Below are 19,206 nucleotides of genomic sequence, written 5' to 3'. Positions count from 1 at the left end.
CTTTCCGTCCGCCCGCTGCGCGGCCGGCAGGCGACGGCCCCTGTCGCCGTGCCCGGACGAGGCGCGGTCCTCGCCCGCCTGTTCGACCGCACCCCAGCAGACTGGCACTGGAGTGTGGCTTGAAACCTTGTCGAATGCTTGTCGCCCAGGGGAGGACGCTTCCCGGAGGGGAGGCAGACGACATGGTGGACGTGCAGTTGCTCGGTCCTGTGGAACTGTCGGTGGGGGGCCACGTGGTGGAGGTGGGCCCGCCGCAACGCCGTACGGTGATGGCTGCCCTGGCGGTGGACGTCGGCCGGCCCGTCGCCGTCGACGTGGTCATCGAGCGGGTCTGGGGCACACGTGCGCCAGGCGGGGCGCGGACCGCGGTGCACGCCCATGTCGCCCGGATCCGGCGGATGTGCGAACAGGCCGCCGAGACGGCGAGAGAGCCCTTACGCGTGGTGCGGCGCTCGGGCGGGTACCTGCTGGAAGCCCGTCCGGACCAGGTGGACGTGTACCGGTTGCGGCAACTGATCGACCAGGCACGGGCGGTGGAGCGGACCGACCCGGCGCGGGCGGCGCGGCTGCTGGGCGATGCGCTCGGCCTGTGGCGCGGAGACCCCCTGTCCGGTCTGCAGGGACAGTGGGCGGCGCGGATGCGCGAGGCCTGGCGGCGGCAGCGCCAGGACGCCGCCGTCGGGTGGGCCCGCGCGGAGCTGCGCCTGGGTGATCCCGCGTCCGTCATCGGCCCGCTGACCGGTCTGCTCGGTGAGTATCCGCTGGCGGAACCCCTGGCCGAAGCACTGATGCGGGCGCTGCACCACACCGGGCGCAGCGCGGAGGCACTGGACTGCTACGCCGCCGTCCGTGAGCGGCTGGCGGAGGAGCTGGGTACGGATCCGGGACCGGCGCTGCGGCAACTGCACCAGGCGGTCCTGCGGGGCCACCGGTCCGAGTCCGCTTCGCGGCCCAAGCCTCCGGTGCGGCCGCCGTCCGCGGTGGCGCGAGCGGGCGAACGTCCCGCCCAACTGCCCATGGCCGTACGCGGGTTCACCGGCCGTGACGAGGAGCTGGCCCGCCTTGCGGGGATCCTCGCCTCGGCGGAGGGAGAATCCGCGGCGGTGGTGATCTCGGCGGTGTCGGGCATGGCGGGGGTCGGGAAGACGGCGCTGGCGGTGCACTGGGCGCGCCGGGTGGCAGGCGCGTTCCCCGACGGGCAGCTGTATGTGAACCTGCGGGGCTTCGATCCGCAGGGGGCGGCGGTGCCTCTGACGGAGGCGGTACGGGGGTTTCTGGACGCCTTCGGGGTGCGGCCCGAGCGGGTGCCGCCGGGCCTGGAGGCCCAAGTGGGCCTGTACCGGAGCCTGTTGGCGGGGCGGCGGATCATCGTGGTGCTGGACAACGCGCGGGACGAGGAACAGGTCCGTCCGCTGCTGCCGGGCGCGGTCGGCTGCATGGCGCTGGTGACCAGCCGGAACCGGTTGACCGGGCTGGCGGTGACGGAGGGCGCCCATCTGCTGGCGGTCGACTCGCTGAGTGAGGACGCGGCGCGGGACGTGCTGGTGGAGCGGCTCGGGGCTGGACGGGTGGCGGCCGAGCCGGAGGCCGTGGCGGACATCGTCGCCTCGTGCGCGGGACTGCCGCTGGCGCTGGCGGTGGTGGCGGCCCGTGCGGCCGTACAGCCGGGCAGGCTGCTCAGAGCGCTGGCGGATGAACTGCGGCAGGCGGGCGGCCCGCTGGACGCACTGGACGGGGGAGAGGAGGCCAGCCAGGTGCGGGCGGTGTTCTCCTGGTCCTACAGCGCGCTCAGCACCGGTGCGGCCCGGATGTTCCGGCTGCTGGCGCTGCATCCGGGGCCGGACGTGGGACAGGCGGCGGCGGCCGCGCTGGCGGGGGTGTCACCGGAACGGGCCCGGGCACTGCTGAGTGAACTGACCGGCGGGCACCTGCTGGTCGAGCACGTACCGGGACGCTACACGTTCCACGACCTCCTGCGGGTGTACGCCGGGGAGCTGACGGCCGCCCACGACGGCGAGCGGCTGCGGCGGGCGGCGCTGCACCGGATGATGGACCACTACCTGCACACCGCGAGGGCGGCCGATGTACTGGTGACCCCGCAGCCCCATCCGGTGGCGACGGGGCCGGCCGCGCCGGGGTCCAACGTGGAGGAGCCCGCCGACTACGGGCAGGCACGGGCCTGGCTCGTCGCCGAGCACGCGGTGCTGCTGGAGCTCGTACGGCAGCCCCCGCCGGACTTCGACGGCCATGTGTGGCGGCTGGTCACGGTGCTGACCAGCTTTCTGGACCGGCACGGATACTGGCAGGCCCTGCTGGCGGCCGGGCGCAGCGCGCTGGCGGCGGCCCGGCGCGAGGGCGACCTCGCCGGACAGGCAGGTTCCTACCGCGGTCTGGGGCTGGCGCTGGACCGGCTGAAGCGCCCGGGCCCGGCCCGGGAGCACTACCTGCGGGCACTGGAGCTGTTCGCCACGCTGGGCAGCGACGCGGGGCAGGCCCGTACCCATCAGCATCTCTCGCGGATGTCGGGGGCACAGGGCCGCCCCCGGCAGGCGCTCGAGCACGCGTACCGGAGCCTGGAGCACTACCGGACGGCGGGCGACCGGGCGGGACAGGCCGCGGCGCTGAACCACATCGGCTGGCGGCAGGCCAACCTCGGCGACCACCTCGGCGCGCTGGCACACTGCGAGCAGGCCCTCGAACTCGCGCACGAGGCCGGGGACGTGGACGGGCAGGCCCACATCCTGGACAGCCTGGGCTACATCCATCACCACCTGGGCCGCTACCAGCAGGCGGTCGACTGCTATCGGAAGGCGGCGGAGCTGTTCCGCGTCACCGGCGAGCGCCACAGCGAGGCCGCCTGCCTGCTCTGCCTCGGCGACACACACCACAGCGCCCACCAGCCCGACGCGGCCCGCGACGCCTGGACCCGGGCCCTGTCCCTCACCGGCGAACTCGGCCTGCCCGACGACGACTTCCTGCGCGCCGAGATCCTCGGCCGCCTGAGCTCCGCGGCCACCTCCGGCAGGCCGTCCGGCCACATCCCGGTCCGGCCCCAGTAGGCCGGGGCAGCGGATGGGGCAGCGGACGGGCCGTTTCGGGACTTCGGTTCCGCTGAGTGGAACAGGGCACGACAGGCCGTTCCACGCCCACCACACTTCCGAAGGAGTGACGACGCGCTGGCGCTGGTTTCGCACCTTTCGAGTGCCGGTTCCATCGAGCGGCGGAGGGGAGGGAACATCATGGAGAAGACCGTCGTGGAGAACGACCCGCAGATCGACGATCCGGATTCTGCCCTGGTCACAGTGGGAGTCAGCGTCAGTTTCTGACGCTGTCCAGAAGGACCCCGACCGGATTCCCGCGGGGTCCTTCTCGACGCTTCCGGTGCGACCCGGATCTCCGGGCCGCACCGGAAGCGTTCAAAGAACATCGGCATGGCAGGGCCGCCTCGCCGGGGCGAGCCGAATGCCATGCCCGCCCCGTCACCACCGAGCGGCCGGGGGGAGGAGCGCCATGGAGAAGACCGTTGTGCACAACAACCCGCAGATGGAAAACCGTGAAGACGTCGATTCGACGGTGATATCGGTGATGGTGTACGTCACCTTCTGACCAGCGCGGCCTCGTTTCCCAAGCCTTGCTCCGTGCTTCCGCCCGGGAGACACGGGCTCACGCCGGAGGGCATATGAAGATCACGCTGGTCTGCATGCCGTGGGCCACGACAGCAACCCCTTCGCTCGCACTCGGGATCCTTTCGCGAAGGATCGCGGACACATTCCCGGAAATCGAGACGAAGACCGTCTACGCCAACATCGAGTTCGCCGACTGGATGGACCAGCAAGGGGGGCTCGGCGCCCCCGAGTTCAGCTTTTTCTCCCTGCACAGCTATTTTCTGGGATGCGGCGACTGGGTGTTCTCTTCCGCCCTCTACAAGGACCCTTCGTGGCGGGTCGACGAGTTCACCGCCGGGCTGAGGGGAAAGATCACGGACAACCAGCTGGAGACATGTCTGCGACTGCACCGGATCGTTCCCGACTTCATCGAAGCCACCGCACGCCAGATAGTCGCCGACGGTCCCGATCTCGTGGGCGCGACCTCCACGTTCCAGCAGAACGTGGCGTCACTCGCACTGCTGCGCCGCATCAAGGAACTGGCCCCCCACACGACGACCGTCATGGGCGGAGCCAACTGCGACGGCCCCCAGGGGGAGGCGCTGCACCGCAACTTCGACTTCCTCGACTACGTCGTACGCGGCGAGGCGGAGCGGACGTTCCCCCAACTGGTCGAGGCCCTTCGCGCCGACGGCGAGCCGGACACCTCGCACATACCCGGCCTGTGCCGGCGCGACGCCGGCGCCAGCGTGAGCAACCCGTCCACCGACCGGCTCCTGGCGCCGTCCGAGATCCCCGCACCCGACTTCGACGCCTACTTCGAGCGCCTCAGGCGCTCGCGCGTGCAGTCCTGGTACGAGCCGGTGCTCGTGGTCGAAGGCGCGCGCGGCTGCTGGTGGGGCGAGAAGCACCACTGCACGTTCTGCGGACTCAACGGCTCGGCGATGACCTTCCGCAGCAAGAGCCCGCACACCTATCTGCAGGAGATCCTCACGCTCGCCGGGCGCCACCATGTACTGGACTTCTACGCCGTGGACAACATCCTGGAGATGTCCTACCTCGACTCCGTCCTGGACAAGCTCGCCGACGCCCCCTACGACCTGCGCATCCAGTACGAGGTCAAGTCGAACATGAAGCTGTCGCAGATCGCCCGGATGCGTGCGGCGGGGGTGGTCAGTGTCCAGCCGGGCATCGAGAGCCTCAGCAGCCGCGTACTGAAGATCATGGACAAGGGCGTGAGCGGCACCCACAACATCCGGTTCCTCCGGGACGCCGAGACCCACGGACTGTCGGTGGCGTGGAACTACCTGTACGGGTTCCCGGGTGAGACCCAGGACGACTACCTGCCCCTCATCGAGCAGTTCCCGGCCCTGCACCACCTCCACCCCAGCACCGGAGCGAACAGGATCGCGCTGGAGCGTTTCAGCCCCTACTTCGACCGCCCCGAGCTGGGCTTCGCCGACCGGCGCCCGAACCCGCAGTACCGGATCACCTACGACCTCCCGGAGGCCGAACTGGCCGACCTCGCCTACCTGTTCGACACCCCCGCCCGGGGCATCGACCGCAAGCTCGCCGAACGGCTCGCCGAAGCCCTTCAGGAATGGGCCGACAACTACATCCGCAGCAGCCTGTCCTACACCGACGCCGGCGACCGCATCACGCTCACCAACTCCCGGCCGGGCTTCTCCTGGCGGTCCATGACCCTGGAGGACCCCGTCGAGACCGAACTGTTCCGCGCCCTGCACGACCCCAGGTCCATCGCTCAACTGGCACACCGCGCCGCCCAGAGCGGTCACGCCTGGGACGAGAACCGCATCGAGGCCCTGCTGGGCGACTGGCGACGACAGGGACTGATCTTCGTCGAGGCCGACCGTGCCGTCCACCTCGCCACCGAGGACGAGAACCAGCTGCTGTGCCGCATCCGGCGCGACTCACAGAGCGGCGGACCCGAACTGGCCCTGGAACTGGCCGAGGAGCCCACATGCGTGACGATCTCCTGACCCCGCCGTCCGCCACCTCCGACAGCCCGCTCCCCGCCCAGCAGGTACACGACCTGTACGCGCGCGGCGTGCGCTACGCCGAACTCCACGAGCCCGTCAACCTCAGCTCGCCCACCCCCCGCGATCTGCACGCCCTCGACTTCGTGCGGGTCGCCACCGCCCGCGGCCTGCTGGTGCGCTGGCACCTGCGGGCCGGCCGGCGCGCCGATCCGGCCCTGACCACACGCCACCTGACACACCTTCAGCCCCCGGCCTCCCTCGACGGCGCCCGCCCGGCCGAACGCCTCACCGAGTGGCGCAACCGGTTCTACATCGGCCGCTGCGTCTGGCGCCGAGGCCCCGGCTTCGTACAGATCCGCGACCGGCGCGACGGCGTGCTGCAACGCTTCAACCTGCTCCAGCCCGCATACGTGCAAGCCGTGACCCTGCTGGAGCAGCAGGCGAGCGGCGCCGATCCCGACGTCCTCGCCGCGCTGCGCGCCGAACACCTCGTACTGGACCTCGGCGGCCTCGACTGGTGGGCCCCCTGCCTCATCGACCGGTGGCCCGTCCCGTCCATGGTCCTGTGACCGGTGCCCCCACCTCCTGACCCGACCTCCCCAAGGAGCCGGCATGGTCAATGACGTCGCGGCCGCGGCCCTCGCCTGCGCAGCCCTGGCCTGGCTGGTGTGGCGCGGATTCTTCACCGCACCGGGGTCCTTCGGCTCCTGGGCGATGTTCTCCCACATCGGCGGCTACCGCGCCCGCCTGCACGACATACGCGACGGGCGGCCCGTCTGCCCCTGGGAGTACGAACTGCGCCAGGACCACTTCGGCTCCGCGGACGCGCTCGCCTCGCTGGTGCGCTACCTCGACGAGGAACAAGACCTGCGCGTGGTCGGCGACGGCGTACTCCTGGTGCCCTTCGGCTACATCAGGATCGCGGTCAGAAACGGCAGGATCGTGCGTGCATGACCTGCTGCCGACCGCCTTCCCGGTCCACGGCACGGCGTCCGGACCGGCGCTGTGCTGCTTCCGCCTGATCCTGGCAGCCGCCCTGCTGTGGAAGATCACCGCCGACCACGTCTACGGCATGGCGCGGTTCTTCGACCTCCACCCCAAGTCACTGGTGCGCTGGCGGTACGAGCAGGACGACATGGCCGTCAAGGTGCTGCTGAGCCCTACGGCGTTCAAGGTCTTCTACGCCGCCCGGGCCGTGGCGGTGCTGTGCCTGCTGGCGGGGGTCCTCACCCCGCTCGCCGCGGGAGTCGTGGCCGCCTGGTGCATGTTCGAGTTCACCTTCGACCGCAAGTTCAACATCCTCTTCCTGGGCATGATGTGCGTCCCCTTCGTCTTCGCCTCCGGAGCCGACGCCTATCTGAGCCTGCAGTCGCTGCTGGACGCCCCGTCCCCAGCCGCGTTCTTCGATCCCGCGCGGGCACCCGGGCCCACAGGACCCTCCTGGCCGCAGGCCGCCGCCGTCGTGCTGATGTTCCAGGTGTACTGGAGCAGCGCCTGGTTCAAGGCCGCCTCCCGCCAGTTCACCAGCGGGGACACTCTGCAGAAGATGTTCGAGCAACTGGCCTCCCTGCGCGACGAACTGCCCCCGGGACGGCGCGAATACTATTTTCCCGACTGGTTCACACGCCGTTTCGCCACCGCCGACCCCTCGCTCGCCACCCGCCGCTGGCTCCTGCCCTCACTGGCGACGATCGCCGTGGAGGCCGCGCTCCCTCTCCTGCTGATCTTCCCGGCCACCTGGCCGGCGGGCGCGCTCCTGGGCCTTCTCACGCACGCCGCCTTCACCGCGCTCCTGCCCAAACGCCTCGTACCCTTCAGCCTCGCCTCGGTGGGCACCTATGTGCTCTTCCTTCCGCAGCACACGTTCGTGACCCTGATCGGAGGACTGACGTGACGGACCAGGCGGCGTGGGCGCCCACCAGCTTCGGCGCCCGCGCGCACGACTACGACCGGCTGCGGCCCGGATACCCCCTCGAAGCCCTCACCGGGGCCCTGGCCGCCCTGGACGCCGGCCCGCCGGGCACCGCACTCGACATCGGATGCGGAACCGGCAAGCTCGCGGCCGCGCTGACGGCACTCGGCCACCAGGTCACCGGAATCGAGCCGGACCAACGGATGGCGGAGGTCGCCTCGGCAGGCGGGCTGGCGGTCGAGGTCGGCCCGTTCGAGACATGGGAGCCGGGCGGCAGACGGTTCGACCTCGTGGCGTGCGGCCAGGCCTGGCACTGGCTGCGCCCCGGACAACGGACACAGAAGGCGGCGCGGTGCCTCGGCCCGGCCGGCCGGATCCTGCTCGCCTGGAACTTCGGCTCCTACGCGCTGCGCAACGCGCCCCGCCTCAACGAGGTCTACGCCTCCGTCCTCCCCGGCGGCCTGCCGGCCGGCCCGGGCGGCCGGCTCTCCCTGTCGGAGTCCGACCTCGACGGCTACGCCGAGGAACTGCGATCCCACGGTTTTCGGCACGTGACCAGGACCACCGTGCCCTGGCAGACCCGTCTCACCTCCCGGCAGTTCTGTGCACTGCTGGCCACCGAGAGCCGCCACCTCGCCCTGCCCGAGGCGCTGCGGCACCGGCTGCTGGGCGAGGTGGCCGTCTTCCTCGACGCCGAGGAAGGCGGGGAGATCGGCGTGGACTACACCTGCCTGGTCGTGGGAGCCTTTGCCGCCCGGTGACGTCACCGAGCCCCGGGCCGGCGGCCCGTCTCACAGGACGGCCTGCCCGTCCGGGCCGGTGCGGGGCCCCGGTTCCCCGCCGCCTTCCGGCGGCTCGCCCAACTGGCGCACGACCGGCACGACATGGTTGGCGACCGCCAGCAGCGCCAGGCCGGCAGCGATGGCGATCAGAGGGACCTGGACTCCCAGACCGTCCGCCAGCGCGCCGCACACCACCGGGGCGAGCCAGCCGCACGACTGCGAGGCCATGTTCGCCGATGTCATGACGCGTGCGGTCATCGCGTCCGGAACCATCGCCACCATGCCGCTGGCGAACACGACGTTCAGCGGAGTCACGAAGAGGATGCTCGCGCCCAGACACAGGGCCGCAAGCCACGGCCGGGACGCCAGCAGCACGATCCCGCCGACGCCCGCGGCGACCATCCAGGAGACGATCAGGATGATCCGGTAGCCGGAAAGACGCCGCACGACCCATCCGGCGGCGAGCGCACCGCCCAGGCCGCATGCGGTGGCGATCGACTCGGCCGCGCCGATCTGCGAGGGCGACGCACCGTGGTGCCGCAACGTGACGATGAACATGAAACCGATTCCGGTGAAGAACAGGTTCATCAGCGCCATCCACACCAGCGCGTACCGCAGGAACGCGCTGCCCCGGATGAACGCCAGCCCCGCGCCCAGGTCGCGGCGCAGCGTACGGCGGCCGGGGGGCCCGTCGCCGGCGTCGGGCCCCAGGGGGGTGCGCAGGAACAGGCAGGCGAGGGCGACGGCCCCGAAAGAGAGGGCATCCACGAGGAACGGTGCCCAGCGTGCCCATGAGAACAGCGCCCCGCCGAGCGGTGCTCCGGCCAGCTGGGCCCCGTAGTCACGTGCCTCCACCCGGGCGAAGGCGGTCCTGACCTGGGACGCGGGGACGATGCGTTTCACCAGCGGTGCCGCCGCGCCGGCGAACGCCGCCGACGCCAGGCCCTGCACCAGCGCCGCAGCCGCGACCAGCGGCAGCCACAGGTGCCCGGCGGCCACGATCCAGAAGACGGCACCCATGGCGGCCAGTTGGACCAGCGAGGACCCGATCAGCAGAGCACGTCTCGGATAGCGGTCGGCGGCCACCCCCGCGGGCAGCAGACCGGCCACCAGACCGACACTGCCGCAGGTGCCGACGCCCCCGGCAGCGGCGGCGGACCCGCTGGAAGCCAGGACCAGCAACGGGAACGCCAGGGTGGAGACGCTGGTGCCCAGCCTCGACACCGCCACTCCGGACCACCAGATGTTGTAGTCCCGGTTTCGCCACAGCGGGGTGGGCTCCGGCCCTGGTGGATCGGCTTCCGGTCCGTCGTGTGGGGCCACGGTCCAACGTAACAGCCACCCACCGAAGCGTGTCGACCCATGAGCAGACAAGAACGCACCAACTGGCCTCAGAACGAGGCTAGTTGGCCGAATCCGTCATCGCATCCACAGCGTGGGCGCGGTCAGGACAGGCGCGCGGCGAGCAGGACGGCGTCGTCGTGCCGGCGTTCCTGGATGAGGACCTTTGCTGGAGGCCAGGGAGAAGAGGGTCCGGGAGGAGATCGCGCGGTTGCAGGAGGAGGCCCAGCGGGTGCAGGCCGCGCTCGGTGAGGCCGAACGCGGGCTTCAGCGGTTGGTGGATGCCCGGGTGACAGCGACCGAGGTGCCGGCCGGGCCGCCTTCGATGGTCACGGAGCCGACGGGAAGCGCGGTGACGGGTTCGGCGGTGCCCCGGCGGGAGACGGGCATGGCGGCAACAGCTCTCGTGCCGGACTGCCGGCGGATCTTGTCGGTGCTGGAATCCGAAGCGGGCCGGGAGGGCATGCGCTGCCGGCACCTGGCCGTCGCGCTGGGACCGGAGGCCATCCCGGCGAAGGCCGAGGGACTGCGATCGAAGGCGAAACGACTGGTGGAGCGGGGGTGGGCACTCCAGGTGCGGCCGGGAGTGTTCATCGCGCTCGCGGTGCCGGCCGTCTGAAGCCGGCCGGGCGGCGTCCGGCCGGGCGACCGCTCATGAGCATGGTCATCGACCACGGCACCACGGTTTGCTCCTGTCCTCGCGGCCTCGACGCGGCCTTGACCAGGCCCCACGGAGCCAGGCAAGCGCCGCGCGGGAGGGTCTCGCCGGCTCGCGAACGGGGCTCGTCCTCGCCCGCGGCGGATTCCCCTTCCCACGCGCAGGGGCTCCGCCGGGGCAAGGCCCGCGGAGAGCCGCGTTCGCCCGGTTTACGACCCGGACGCGGAAGACGTTCGGCTTCGCCGCGTCAGCGGGGCGGAGCGCGGATCCTTCCAGGACCGGGCGGCCCGTTCCGGTGTTGCCGATCGGGTTCACGCCTATGGTGTGCACCCGCGCCCCTGGCCGGCCTCACACCGAGAACTCGCGTATCACCGTGTTGCGGAACACCGCGCTGCCGCCGATCGTGAACAGTGCGAGCCGGGTGTCCAGCAGGTACGGGAACACCTGGCTGGTGTGCACGTAGCGGCCGTCGTCGACGAACATCTCCACCGACGTGCGGTCCACCAGGATGCGCAGCTTCACCGTGCCGGCGGACGGGTCGAACGGAGTGTGGCTCTCCTGCCACTTGCCGGACGTGTCGGCGTTCACCGTGCCTCGTCGGTTGAGGAAGGCGTAGTCGGCGTAGATCCCGGCATCGATGTGCCGACCGCCGTCGGGTGAGCGCCTCAGCTGGAGCCCTGCGCCGGTGAGTCGGGACCAGGTGATCTCGGTCGTCACCTCGTAGGAGATACCGGTGTAGTCGAGCACCTTCGTGCCGTCCACGGCCACGTCGCCCAGGTTCACGGTGCGGGAGACATGCGAGTCGAGGCCGGCGACGGGCTGGGAGGCGAGGTAGCAGGTGTTGTCGGATGCCTTCCTCAGGGTGATCTCGCGGACGATGGAGTCGGTGCCGTTGAAGCCGTCGCAGTCGATGGTGGGGGTGGTGCCGGCGTAGTCCCAGTCGTTCACCCATCCGATCGCGTACCGGGCAGCTGCGTCCACCGCACCGCTCGCGTCCCGCTTCTCGAAGGTGACGGCGGCGTACCAGTCCCAGCCGTGGTCGAGCCACTGCGGGTCGCTCGCGTCAGCGGTGAACGCGCTGCCGTCGAAGGAACCCGTCCAGTAGGCGTACGTGTTGGGCAGCCCCGAGCTCTTCCCGTTGGCGCTCGCGCCGAGCACCCATTTCACGGTGCCGTCGCCGGCGGTGATGCGGAACAGGTCGGGGCACTCCAGGACGCCGATGCCGTCGTGGACGAAACCGTTCACGTACGTCCAGGACTTGAGGTCGTCGGAGTGGTAGAAACCGATCTTGTCGTTCTCGGCGAGGGCCATCACCCAGCGGCCCCGGTCCTCGTCGCGGATCACCTTGGGGTCGCGGAAGTCGGCGACGCCCGGGTTGGGCAGGACGGGGTCGGTCCCGTAGTTGCTGAAGGTGACACCGCCATCGGTCGAGTAGTACAGGAACTGCTCCTGGTGGTCGGTGCCGCCGCCGGGGGACATGGTGACGATGACGACGACCGCGCCCGCGCCGAATCCGGCCGTATTGCCGGTGTCGACCACCGCCGAACCCGACCAGAGATCGCCGTTGGGTGTGGTGTCCTTGGGCACGGCGACCCCGCGGTCGGCGAAGGAGACCAGGTCCTTGGTGGTGGCCAGGCGCCACGCGGTGCCGACGACACCGGTGAAGTAGTCGGCGTTGTAGAGGTAGTAGTAGTGGTACTCGCCGTCGATCCAGACGGGCCGCTGCGGGTCGTTCTTCCACTGGTCGGGGACCGTGAAGTGGTACGCGGCGCGATAACTCGCCCCGCTCGCCGCGGCCTTGGTCTTGTTCTTGGCCGTGGCTTCGGGCTTCGGGGCAGCCGTGGCCGTTCCGGCGGACAGCAGTGCGGCGGCGGTGCCCGCGGCCGATCCCGCGAACAGTGATCTCCTGGAAAACCATGATGTTCCGGGCATGACGCATCGTTCCTCTCATGGCGGCTCGTGAGGGCCCGTGGCGGCTCGTGTGAACGAGGACTGTAGACCTAACTCGTTAAAGGTCAAGCGTTCCCGACCCTTGACAGGTCTGCTGCCAGGTTCACATCATCTGGGACATCAACCCTGATCTAACACGAGTTAGGCCCGTTTGATGACTGACTCGCACCTCCCCCGCCGCACGCTGCTGCGGTACGGCGCATACGGGGCCGGAGCAGCCGCCCTGACCGCGACCGCCGCGAGCTGGGACCGGCTCACGGGAGCCGACATCCCCGGCCGTGACGACGGCTCCCTCGTCGTCGCCACCCTCGGCTCCGCCTTCGACCCGGCCACCGTCGACGCCCTCACCAAGGGCTTCCACCGGCTCCACCCCGACATCCCGCTGCGGGTGAATGCGGTGCAGGCCGTCGACTGGTCGGATTTCTTCGCGAAGATCCTCACCCAGATCGCCGCAGGCACCGCCCCCGACCTGGTGTATGTGGCCACCGAGGGCGTGCAGTTGTTCGCCCGGCGGCTCGGCGTGCCCCTGGACCGCTGGGTGCGGCGGGACGCGGCGGAGCTGCGTGAGTACTTCGCCGACGTCCACCCCTCGCTGGTGGAGTCGATGATGTACGAGGGGCACCTCTACCAACTGCCGATGGAGTTCAACGCCGCCGACATGTACCTCAACAAGCAGGTGCTGAAACGGGCAGGCGCGGGTTTCCCGGCGGCCGACTGGAGCCGCGACGACTTCACCGCGCTGCTGCGGGAGATGAAACGTGCCGGCGACGCGCACTTCACGCCGTACTTCTGGACCAACCGGCTGTGGGGCGGCGTGGTGCCCTGGCTCTTCGCGAACGGCACGAACCTGCTGAAGGAGTCGAAGGCACCCGGCGGCTCCTGGCTGTGGGACACCTTCTACCCGGCCGCCGACCGGCAGGGGCGCGGCGGGGGCTTCCGCTGGACGACCCCGCAGGCCACCGACGGCCGGGTCGAGGAGGCGTACGACTATCTCGCTTCCCTCGTCCAGGAAAACCTGTGCACCCGGCCCGAGGGCGGCAACGGCAGCAATCTGGTCGGTGTGTTCTCCACCGGCCGCGTCGGCGTCACACCGGCGGGCGGATTCTGGGCGGGCGGCCTGCACCTGGCCGGCATGCGTGCCGCCGACTACGACGTGCAGTACTTCCCGCGCTGGCATACCCAGCGCCACCAGTTCGGCGCGGCGGGCTACGCCCTGCTGCGCACCTCGAAGAAGCAGGAAGCCGCCTGGGAGTTCATCAAATACGCGGCCCGCAAGGACACCATGACCCGGCTGTTCCAGAGCAACCAGACCACCCCGGCCCGGCGTTCGATGCTGAACGCCGCACGCTACGCCGCGAGCGGCCCGGCACACTGGCAGGTCTTCTACGACACCCTCGACCGGTTTCCCGACACCGGCCCGATCCCCGCGCCGCCGCAGGTCGCCGAGGTGACCGACGTCCTGCTCAAGTACACCGGCACCGCGCTGGCCTCGCCGCGTGCGGTGGGTCCCGCGCTGCGCCGGATGCAGGGCGCCCTGGAGCAGGCCATGGAGCGTGAGGTATGACGAACACCCAGGTCCCGGCCGTACGTCCGCGGCCCGCCACGCCACCCGCCGCCGCCGCGCGGCCCTCCGTCCGCGACCGCGGCGCCCGGTTGCTGTCCGTCCTGTTCCTGGCGCCCACGGTCGTCGGCATCGTCGTCTTCACGGTCGTGCCGATCACCGGGTCCGTCGTGCTGAGCCTGTTCCACTGGAACGTGATCGACCCGCCCCGTTTCGCCGGCGGCGCCAACTACCGCACCACCTTCACGGACTCGACCGTCCTGGTCTCCTTCCGCAACACGCTCCTGTTCATGGTCCTCGCGGTCTCGCTGCAACTGCTGATCGCGCTGGCGCTGGCGCTCGCGCTGGACGGGCGGATGCCGGTGTGGCTGCGGTCGGTGTTCCGTTCGGCGTTCTTCTTCCCGCTGGTGCTGTCCGCCGCTTCGATCTCGGTGGTGATGAAGTACCTGTTCAACCAGGACTTCGGGGTGGTGAACTGGCTGATCGGCCTGGTCGGCGTCGCGCCCGTGCCCTGGCTGACCTCGGAGCACGCGGCGATGGCCACGGTGATCCTGGTCTACGTCTGGCAGCAGTTCGGTTTCTCGTTCCTGCTGTTCGTCGGCGGTCTGAACAACATCCCCAAGGAGATCCACGAGGCCGCCGCTCTCGACGGCGCGACCGGCCTGCGCAAGCACCTCGGCATCACCCTGCCGCTGCTGTCGCCGACGCTGCTCGTCGCGTCGGTGGTCGGCATCATCAATGCCCTGCAGGTCTTCGAACAGCCCTACGTCCTCACCGACGGCGGACCCGGCGACGCCACCCGCACCGTGGTGATGGTGATCTACGAGAGGGCCTTCGAGCAGCTCGACTTCGGTGAGGCATCCGCGGTGGGCGTGCTGCTCTTCGCACTGATCATGGCGGTCACCGCCCTCCAGTTCCGGCTCAGCCGGCGTTTCGTCCACTACCAGTGAGCCGGTGAGCCGCATGAGCCAAGCAACCCCGACCCTGAGTCGCGTACGTCACTCACTCACCCCCTGGGCCCGGATCGCCGCACTGACCGTGTGCGCCCTGCTGACGCTGGGCCCGGTCATCTGGACCGTCGCCACCTCACTGCGCACTCCGGCCCAGTCCTTCGACCTGCCCCCGCAGATCATCCCGACGCACCCGACGACCGCCGCCTACCGCGGGGTCTTCCAGCAGATCGACGTGTGGCTGCTCGCCCTGAACTCCACACTGGTGACGGCACTGATCGCCGTCGGCCAGATGATCACGGCGGGCCTGGCCGGATACGCCTTCGCGCGCCTGGAGTTCCGCTTCAAGAAGCCGCTCTTCGGCCTGGTCCTGGCGACCATGATGGTGCCGTTGCAGGTCACCATCGTGCCGGTATTCCTGGTGCTGAAGTCGATGGGCCTCACCGACACGCTCCTCGGCCTGATCATCCCGGCCTTCCCGACGGCCTTCGGCACTTTCCTGATGCGCCAGTACTTCCTCGGCATGCCGAAGGACCTGGGCGAGGCGGCCATGCTGGACGGCGCGGGCCCCTGGCGGATCTTCCGCTCGGTGTACGCGCCGCTGGCCACACCCGGCCTGGCGATCGTCGGCGTGCTGGCCTTCAACTACCACTGGAACGAGTTCTTCCGCCCGCTGATCCTGGAGACCTCCAGCCAGAACTACACGCTTCCGCTGGGTCTGGTCTCCCTGCAGGGCAACCTCGGCACCGGGTCGATCTCGGTGGTCCTGGCCGGGGTCGTGCTCTCGATGCTCCCAGCCGTCGCCGTGTTCGTCGTCGGCCAGCGCCCTCTGCGCGAGGGCATCACCTCGGCAGGAGTCAACCGTTGAGCAATGACCCCAACGCGCCGCGTTTCAGGGTCCGTCCGCCCGCCGGCTGGATCAACGACCCCAATGGGCCGTTCCGCTGGCGGGACCGCTACCACCTCTTCTACCAGCACAACCCCGACGCACCGGTGCACGCGAACGTCCACTGGGGTCATGCCTCCAGCGCCGACCTCGCGCACTGGGAGCACCACCCGATCGCGCTCACCCCGACGCCCGGCGGCCCCGACGAGGCCGGCTGCTGGTCGGGCTGCGTGATCGACGACGCCGGCACACCGACCGCCGTATACACGGGAATCGACCGTCACCACACCGGACTCGGCACCATCTGCCTGGCGCGGGCGGCGGACCCGGACGACGAGCGGCTGACCGAGTGGAAGCCGCTGCCGACACCGGTGGTGGCAGGGCCGCCGGGACTGGACGTGGTGATGTTCCGCGACCCGTTCGTCTTCCGCCGCGCGGACAGGCGCTGGGCCCTCGTCGGGGCCGGGCACGCCGACGGCACGCCGTCGGTCCTGCTCTACGACTGCGACGACCTGACCGACTGGCGGTTCGCCGGTGTGCTGCTGGACGGCAAGGACCCGGTGGCCGTGAGCGTGTTCGGTGACAAGTCGGTGGGCTGGGAGTGCCCGCACCTGTACCGGACAGCAGGCGGAGACCACGTGCTCCTGGTGTCCCTGTGGGACGGAGATCCCTGCTCCACCGGATACCTGACCGGCCGTCTGCAGGCCGACGGCCGGGGCGCGTTGAGGCTCGTGGCACGCACCGGCGGCCGGCTCGACCAGGGGCGGGACTTCTACGCTCCCGCCGTGCTCCAGGAGCCGGACCGCGCACTGCTGTGGGGCTGGTCGTGGGAGGCCCGCCCGCAGGAGGAGGTACACCGGGCCGGATGGGCAGGCATACTCACCGCGCCACGGGTCGTCGACATCCACCCCGACGGTTCACTGCGTGTGAGTCCGGCCCCGGAACTCGACCTGCTGCGCCCGGCCGAGCCGTTCGTCACCGCGCCGGGCCGGGTTCCGCTTCCCCACACGTACGACCTGACGGTCACCGCATGTGAACCGACCACGGTAAGCCTGCTCCGGGGCGCGGCGGGCCGGGAGCTGACCGTCCGGGCGGACCCCGCCTCGGGGACCGTCGTCCTCGACCGCAGCGCCTGGCCCCGGACCGGCAGGGAAGGCTCTGCCCCGATCACCGTGCACGTGCCGAAGGGGCCGGAACTCGCGCTCCGGCTGCTCGTCGACGGCTCGCTCCTCGAACTCTTCGTCGCGGAACGGGCCATGGTCACCGAGCGCGTCTACCGGTGCCCCGGCGACATCGCCGAACTGGTCGTCGACGGGCCGGGTGCCCGGGTCACCGGATGGGCGCCGGACCCACGGAGGCGCGGCTGACCACAGGGCAGGCCAGGCGCCGGACGGTCGCGGGCGGCGTACGGCCGGCTTCGATGGCGTCCAGGAGCAACCGGGCCGCCGCCTCGCCCATCGCCCGGTGCGGCAGCGCGACCGAGGTGAGCGGCGGTGTGAGGAACGCGGCCATGTGCTCCTGGTCGTCGTAACCGACCACGGACAGATCGGCGGGCACGTCGATCCCGAGCCGGGCCGCGGCGTGCAGGACACCCGCCGCGACCCGGTCGTTGTAGCACAGGACGCCAGTGGGGCGACGGCCCGGCCCGGCCCCGTCGAGCAGGCGCAGCGCCCCCGCGTATCCCGCGGAGATCTCCCCGCCGCCGCGCACGATCCACTCCGCGGGCACGGTGACGCCCTCGGCGCGCAGCGCGTCCCGGAAGCCGCGGGTACGTTCCACCGAGGCGATGTCGTCCAGACCGCCGATCACGGCGAGCCGGCGGTGGCCCGCACCGAGCAGCAGCCGGGCCGCGGTACGGCCACCGGCGCGCTCGGCAGGGACCACGGCGGGCAGGGAGTCGTCCTCGGGCAGGCAGTTGGCCAGCACGGAGTGGGTGCGATGCAGGCCCTCGGGGACGCGGACCCGGCGCAGTGACATGGCCGCGTAGATGATGCCGTCCACGCGCCGGTCGAGCAGTTCCGCTACGGCCGCGTCCTCCTTGGCCGGGTCACCGCCGGAGTCGACGGTGAGGACGAGATGGTCGCTGCCCCAGGCGGTCTCCATGGCGCCGCGCAGCAGCCGACCGGCGAACGGCGAGGACGCGATCTCATCGGTGACCAGCCCGATCACGGCCGTACGGCGACGGCGCAGACCGCGGGCCACCGGGTCGGGGCGGTAGCCCAGCCGGGCCGCGGCCTGCCGGATGCGCTCCTGGGTGGCGGGCGAGAGGTTGCCCTCGGCTCGGCCGTTGAACACGAAGGACACCGCGGTGTGCGACACGCCGGCGAGCCGGGCGACGTCCCGTGACGTCGGGCGCCCGGTGCCCGTGCTCCTGCTCTCCTCGGCACCGCCCACGCCGTCCGCCGCCCTCACCCAGCCCGCCCCTGTCGATCACCGTCCACCCTATCCGCGGGGAGCGCCACGGCACACGGGAGATCCTCAGGGCACCGCGGCGTGGGCGTCCGATTTGATCAGTAGTAGTCAATACAGGCACACGCCGGCCCAGTGAAGTGACGCGGGCCGGGCCAGGCAGGACCGGGCGCGGCTCACCTCCCACCTGACGTTTCAGGACGGAACTTCCCCCGATGGTCGTTTGACACCGTTATGACCAACTCTCACCCTGGTGGGTGCGTGGCTCATTCACCCAAAGGGAGATCATCATGGCGACAAGTACCCGGAAGCGCATCCGGCACATCGTGGGAGCGTCTTGCACTGCTGTGCTGCTCGCCGGCACGGTGGGCATGGTGAGCGCCGAGGCGGTGCCTCAGAAAACGACGTCCATGGCGGAATCGCCGAACGCGGCACCGCACGATTCCTGCACGGGTTACCACTACGACAGCAACCACAACCGCATCTGGGATCCGCCGGGCTGCACCCCGCCATGACATGAGGCAACCACCACCAACCTCGCGTTTTCACCAGAACTGGTGCTGTCGCCGACCAGTGGCCTCACGCCGCCACGAAGCACTCCGCTTCGCGGCGTCCTGCCCGCGCGAAGTTTCCCTTTTCCGGGCGGAGGGCCACGCCGCTGGTCCGAAGAATCGACCGGGGCACAGTCCTGACTTTCGGCCGTCCTCTAGAACGTGATCACCGAAACCGAACTCGAGCTCCCGTTGGCCACGTAGACCTGGCGCCCGTCCGGCGACACGGCCACCCCCGCCGGGCGGGCGCCGACGGGGATGGAGCTGTCCACCGTGCGGTTCGTCGCGGTGTCGATCACCGAAACCGAACTCGAGCTTCCGTTGGTCACATAGACCTGGCGCCCGTTCGGCGACACGGCCACCCCCGCGGGGCGGGCGCCGACGGGGATGGGGCTGCCTACTGTGCGGTTCGTCGCGGTGTCGATCACCGACACCGAGTCCGATCCCAAGCTGGTCACGTAGACCCGGCGCCCGTCCGGGGACACGGCTGCCCCCGCGGGGCGGGTGCCGACGGGGATGGGGCTGCCTACTGTGCGGTTCGTCGCGGTGTCGATCACCGACACCGAGTCCGATCCCAAGCTGGTCACGTAGACCCGGCGCC

16 protein-coding genes are annotated in these 19,206 nt (G+C 70.7%); 12 read left to right on the top strand and 4 right to left on the bottom strand.

Annotated elements, in window-relative coordinates; all coding sequences use genetic code 11:
* Positions 1–182: 182 nt before the first annotated feature.
* The 6 genes from ACZ69M_RS47530 (at position 183) to ACZ69M_RS47505 (ending at position 8,278) form a co-directional block, all read left to right on the top strand.
* The gene (locus ACZ69M_RS47530; RefSeq protein ID WP_470059936.1) at positions 183–3,059 is read left to right on the top strand and encodes an AfsR/SARP family transcriptional regulator; all 2,877 of its coding nucleotides are present in this window, start codon (positions 183–185) and stop codon (positions 3,057–3,059) included.
* 620 nt (positions 3,060–3,679) lie between these two features.
* The gene (locus ACZ69M_RS47525) at positions 3,680–5,605 is read left to right on the top strand and encodes a RiPP maturation radical SAM C-methyltransferase (protein ID WP_470059935.1); all 1,926 of its coding nucleotides are present in this window, start codon (positions 3,680–3,682) and stop codon (positions 5,603–5,605) included.
* The gene (locus tag ACZ69M_RS47520) at positions 5,587–6,174 is read left to right on the top strand and encodes a DUF5825 family protein (RefSeq protein WP_470059934.1); all 588 of its coding nucleotides are present in this window, start codon (positions 5,587–5,589) and stop codon (positions 6,172–6,174) included. The genes ACZ69M_RS47525 and ACZ69M_RS47520 overlap by 19 nt, the downstream gene beginning before the upstream one ends.
* A gap of 43 nt (positions 6,175–6,217) precedes the next feature.
* Positions 6,218–6,559: a hypothetical protein gene (locus ACZ69M_RS47515; protein WP_470059933.1), complete on the top strand. Its 342-nt coding sequence runs from the start codon at positions 6,218–6,220 to the stop codon at positions 6,557–6,559.
* Positions 6,552–7,499: a hypothetical protein gene (locus ACZ69M_RS47510; protein ID WP_470059932.1), complete on the top strand. Its 948-nt coding sequence runs from the start codon at positions 6,552–6,554 to the stop codon at positions 7,497–7,499. The genes ACZ69M_RS47515 and ACZ69M_RS47510 overlap by 8 nt, the downstream gene beginning before the upstream one ends.
* Complete coding sequence (locus ACZ69M_RS47505) at positions 7,496–8,278, top strand: class I SAM-dependent methyltransferase (RefSeq protein ID WP_470059931.1); 783 nt, start codon at positions 7,496–7,498, stop codon at positions 8,276–8,278. The genes ACZ69M_RS47510 and ACZ69M_RS47505 overlap by 4 nt, the downstream gene beginning before the upstream one ends.
* Before the next feature lie 30 nt (positions 8,279–8,308).
* Here ACZ69M_RS47505 and ACZ69M_RS47500 read toward each other — a convergent pair whose 3' ends face one another.
* A complete protein-coding gene (locus tag ACZ69M_RS47500) occupies positions 8,309–9,622 on the bottom strand; it encodes an MFS transporter (RefSeq protein WP_470059930.1) in 1,314 nt (437 codons plus the stop codon).
* A 184-nt stretch (positions 9,623–9,806) separates the two neighbouring features.
* On the opposite strand from ACZ69M_RS47500, the gene ACZ69M_RS47495 reads away from it, so the two are divergent.
* Positions 9,807–10,259, top strand: coding sequence for a hypothetical protein (locus tag ACZ69M_RS47495; protein WP_470059929.1), 453 nt, complete (start codon positions 9,807–9,809; stop codon positions 10,257–10,259).
* A 387-nt stretch (positions 10,260–10,646) separates the two neighbouring features.
* Here the strand turns inward: ACZ69M_RS47495 and ACZ69M_RS47490 are convergent, their stop codons facing one another.
* On the bottom strand, positions 10,647–12,230 hold the full coding sequence (locus ACZ69M_RS47490; protein WP_470059928.1) for a glycoside hydrolase family 32 protein: 1,584 nt from the start codon (positions 12,228–12,230) through the stop codon (positions 10,647–10,649).
* Positions 12,231–12,402: 172 nt separating this feature from the next.
* On the opposite strand from ACZ69M_RS47490, the gene ACZ69M_RS47485 reads away from it, so the two are divergent.
* Genes ACZ69M_RS47485 through ACZ69M_RS47470 form a run of 4 tightly spaced genes read left to right on the top strand, consistent with a single transcriptional unit; the run spans position 12,403 to position 17,012 of the window.
* Positions 12,403–13,812, top strand: a complete 1,410-nt coding sequence (locus tag ACZ69M_RS47485; RefSeq protein ID WP_470059927.1) for an extracellular solute-binding protein — start codon at positions 12,403–12,405, stop codon at positions 13,810–13,812.
* Positions 13,809–14,759, top strand: coding sequence for a carbohydrate ABC transporter permease (locus tag ACZ69M_RS47480; protein WP_470059926.1), 951 nt, complete (start codon positions 13,809–13,811; stop codon positions 14,757–14,759). The genes ACZ69M_RS47485 and ACZ69M_RS47480 overlap by 4 nt, the downstream gene beginning before the upstream one ends.
* A 13-nt stretch (positions 14,760–14,772) precedes the next feature.
* Complete coding sequence (locus tag ACZ69M_RS47475; protein ID WP_470059925.1) at positions 14,773–15,627, top strand: carbohydrate ABC transporter permease; 855 nt, start codon at positions 14,773–14,775, stop codon at positions 15,625–15,627.
* The gene (locus ACZ69M_RS47470; protein WP_470059924.1) at positions 15,624–17,012 is read left to right on the top strand and encodes a glycoside hydrolase family 32 protein; all 1,389 of its coding nucleotides are present in this window, start codon (positions 15,624–15,626) and stop codon (positions 17,010–17,012) included. The genes ACZ69M_RS47475 and ACZ69M_RS47470 overlap by 4 nt, the downstream gene beginning before the upstream one ends.
* On the opposite strand, the gene ACZ69M_RS47465 is transcribed toward ACZ69M_RS47470, so the two are convergent.
* Positions 16,975–18,039 (bottom strand): LacI family DNA-binding transcriptional regulator, encoded by a 1,065-nt coding sequence (locus ACZ69M_RS47465; RefSeq protein ID WP_470059956.1) that lies wholly within the window; start codon positions 18,037–18,039, stop codon positions 16,975–16,977. The genes ACZ69M_RS47470 and ACZ69M_RS47465 overlap by 38 nt on opposite strands.
* Positions 18,040–18,344: 305 nt before the next feature.
* Between ACZ69M_RS47465 and ACZ69M_RS47460 the strand changes: the two genes are divergently transcribed.
* Positions 18,345–18,569 (top strand): hypothetical protein, encoded by a 225-nt coding sequence (locus ACZ69M_RS47460; protein WP_470059923.1) that lies wholly within the window; start codon positions 18,345–18,347, stop codon positions 18,567–18,569.
* A gap of 191 nt (positions 18,570–18,760) precedes the next feature.
* On the opposite strand, the gene ACZ69M_RS47455 is transcribed toward ACZ69M_RS47460, so the two are convergent.
* Positions 18,761–19,206, bottom strand: a 446-nt coding sequence (locus ACZ69M_RS47455; RefSeq protein WP_470059922.1) for a YncE family protein, incomplete at its 5' end; no start/stop codon positions are given.

This window comes from Streptomyces sp. NPDC107454 (genome assembly GCF_055582885.1).
Note: the sequence above shows the minus strand (reverse complement) of the source record. Positions and strands in the feature narration are given on the sequence as shown.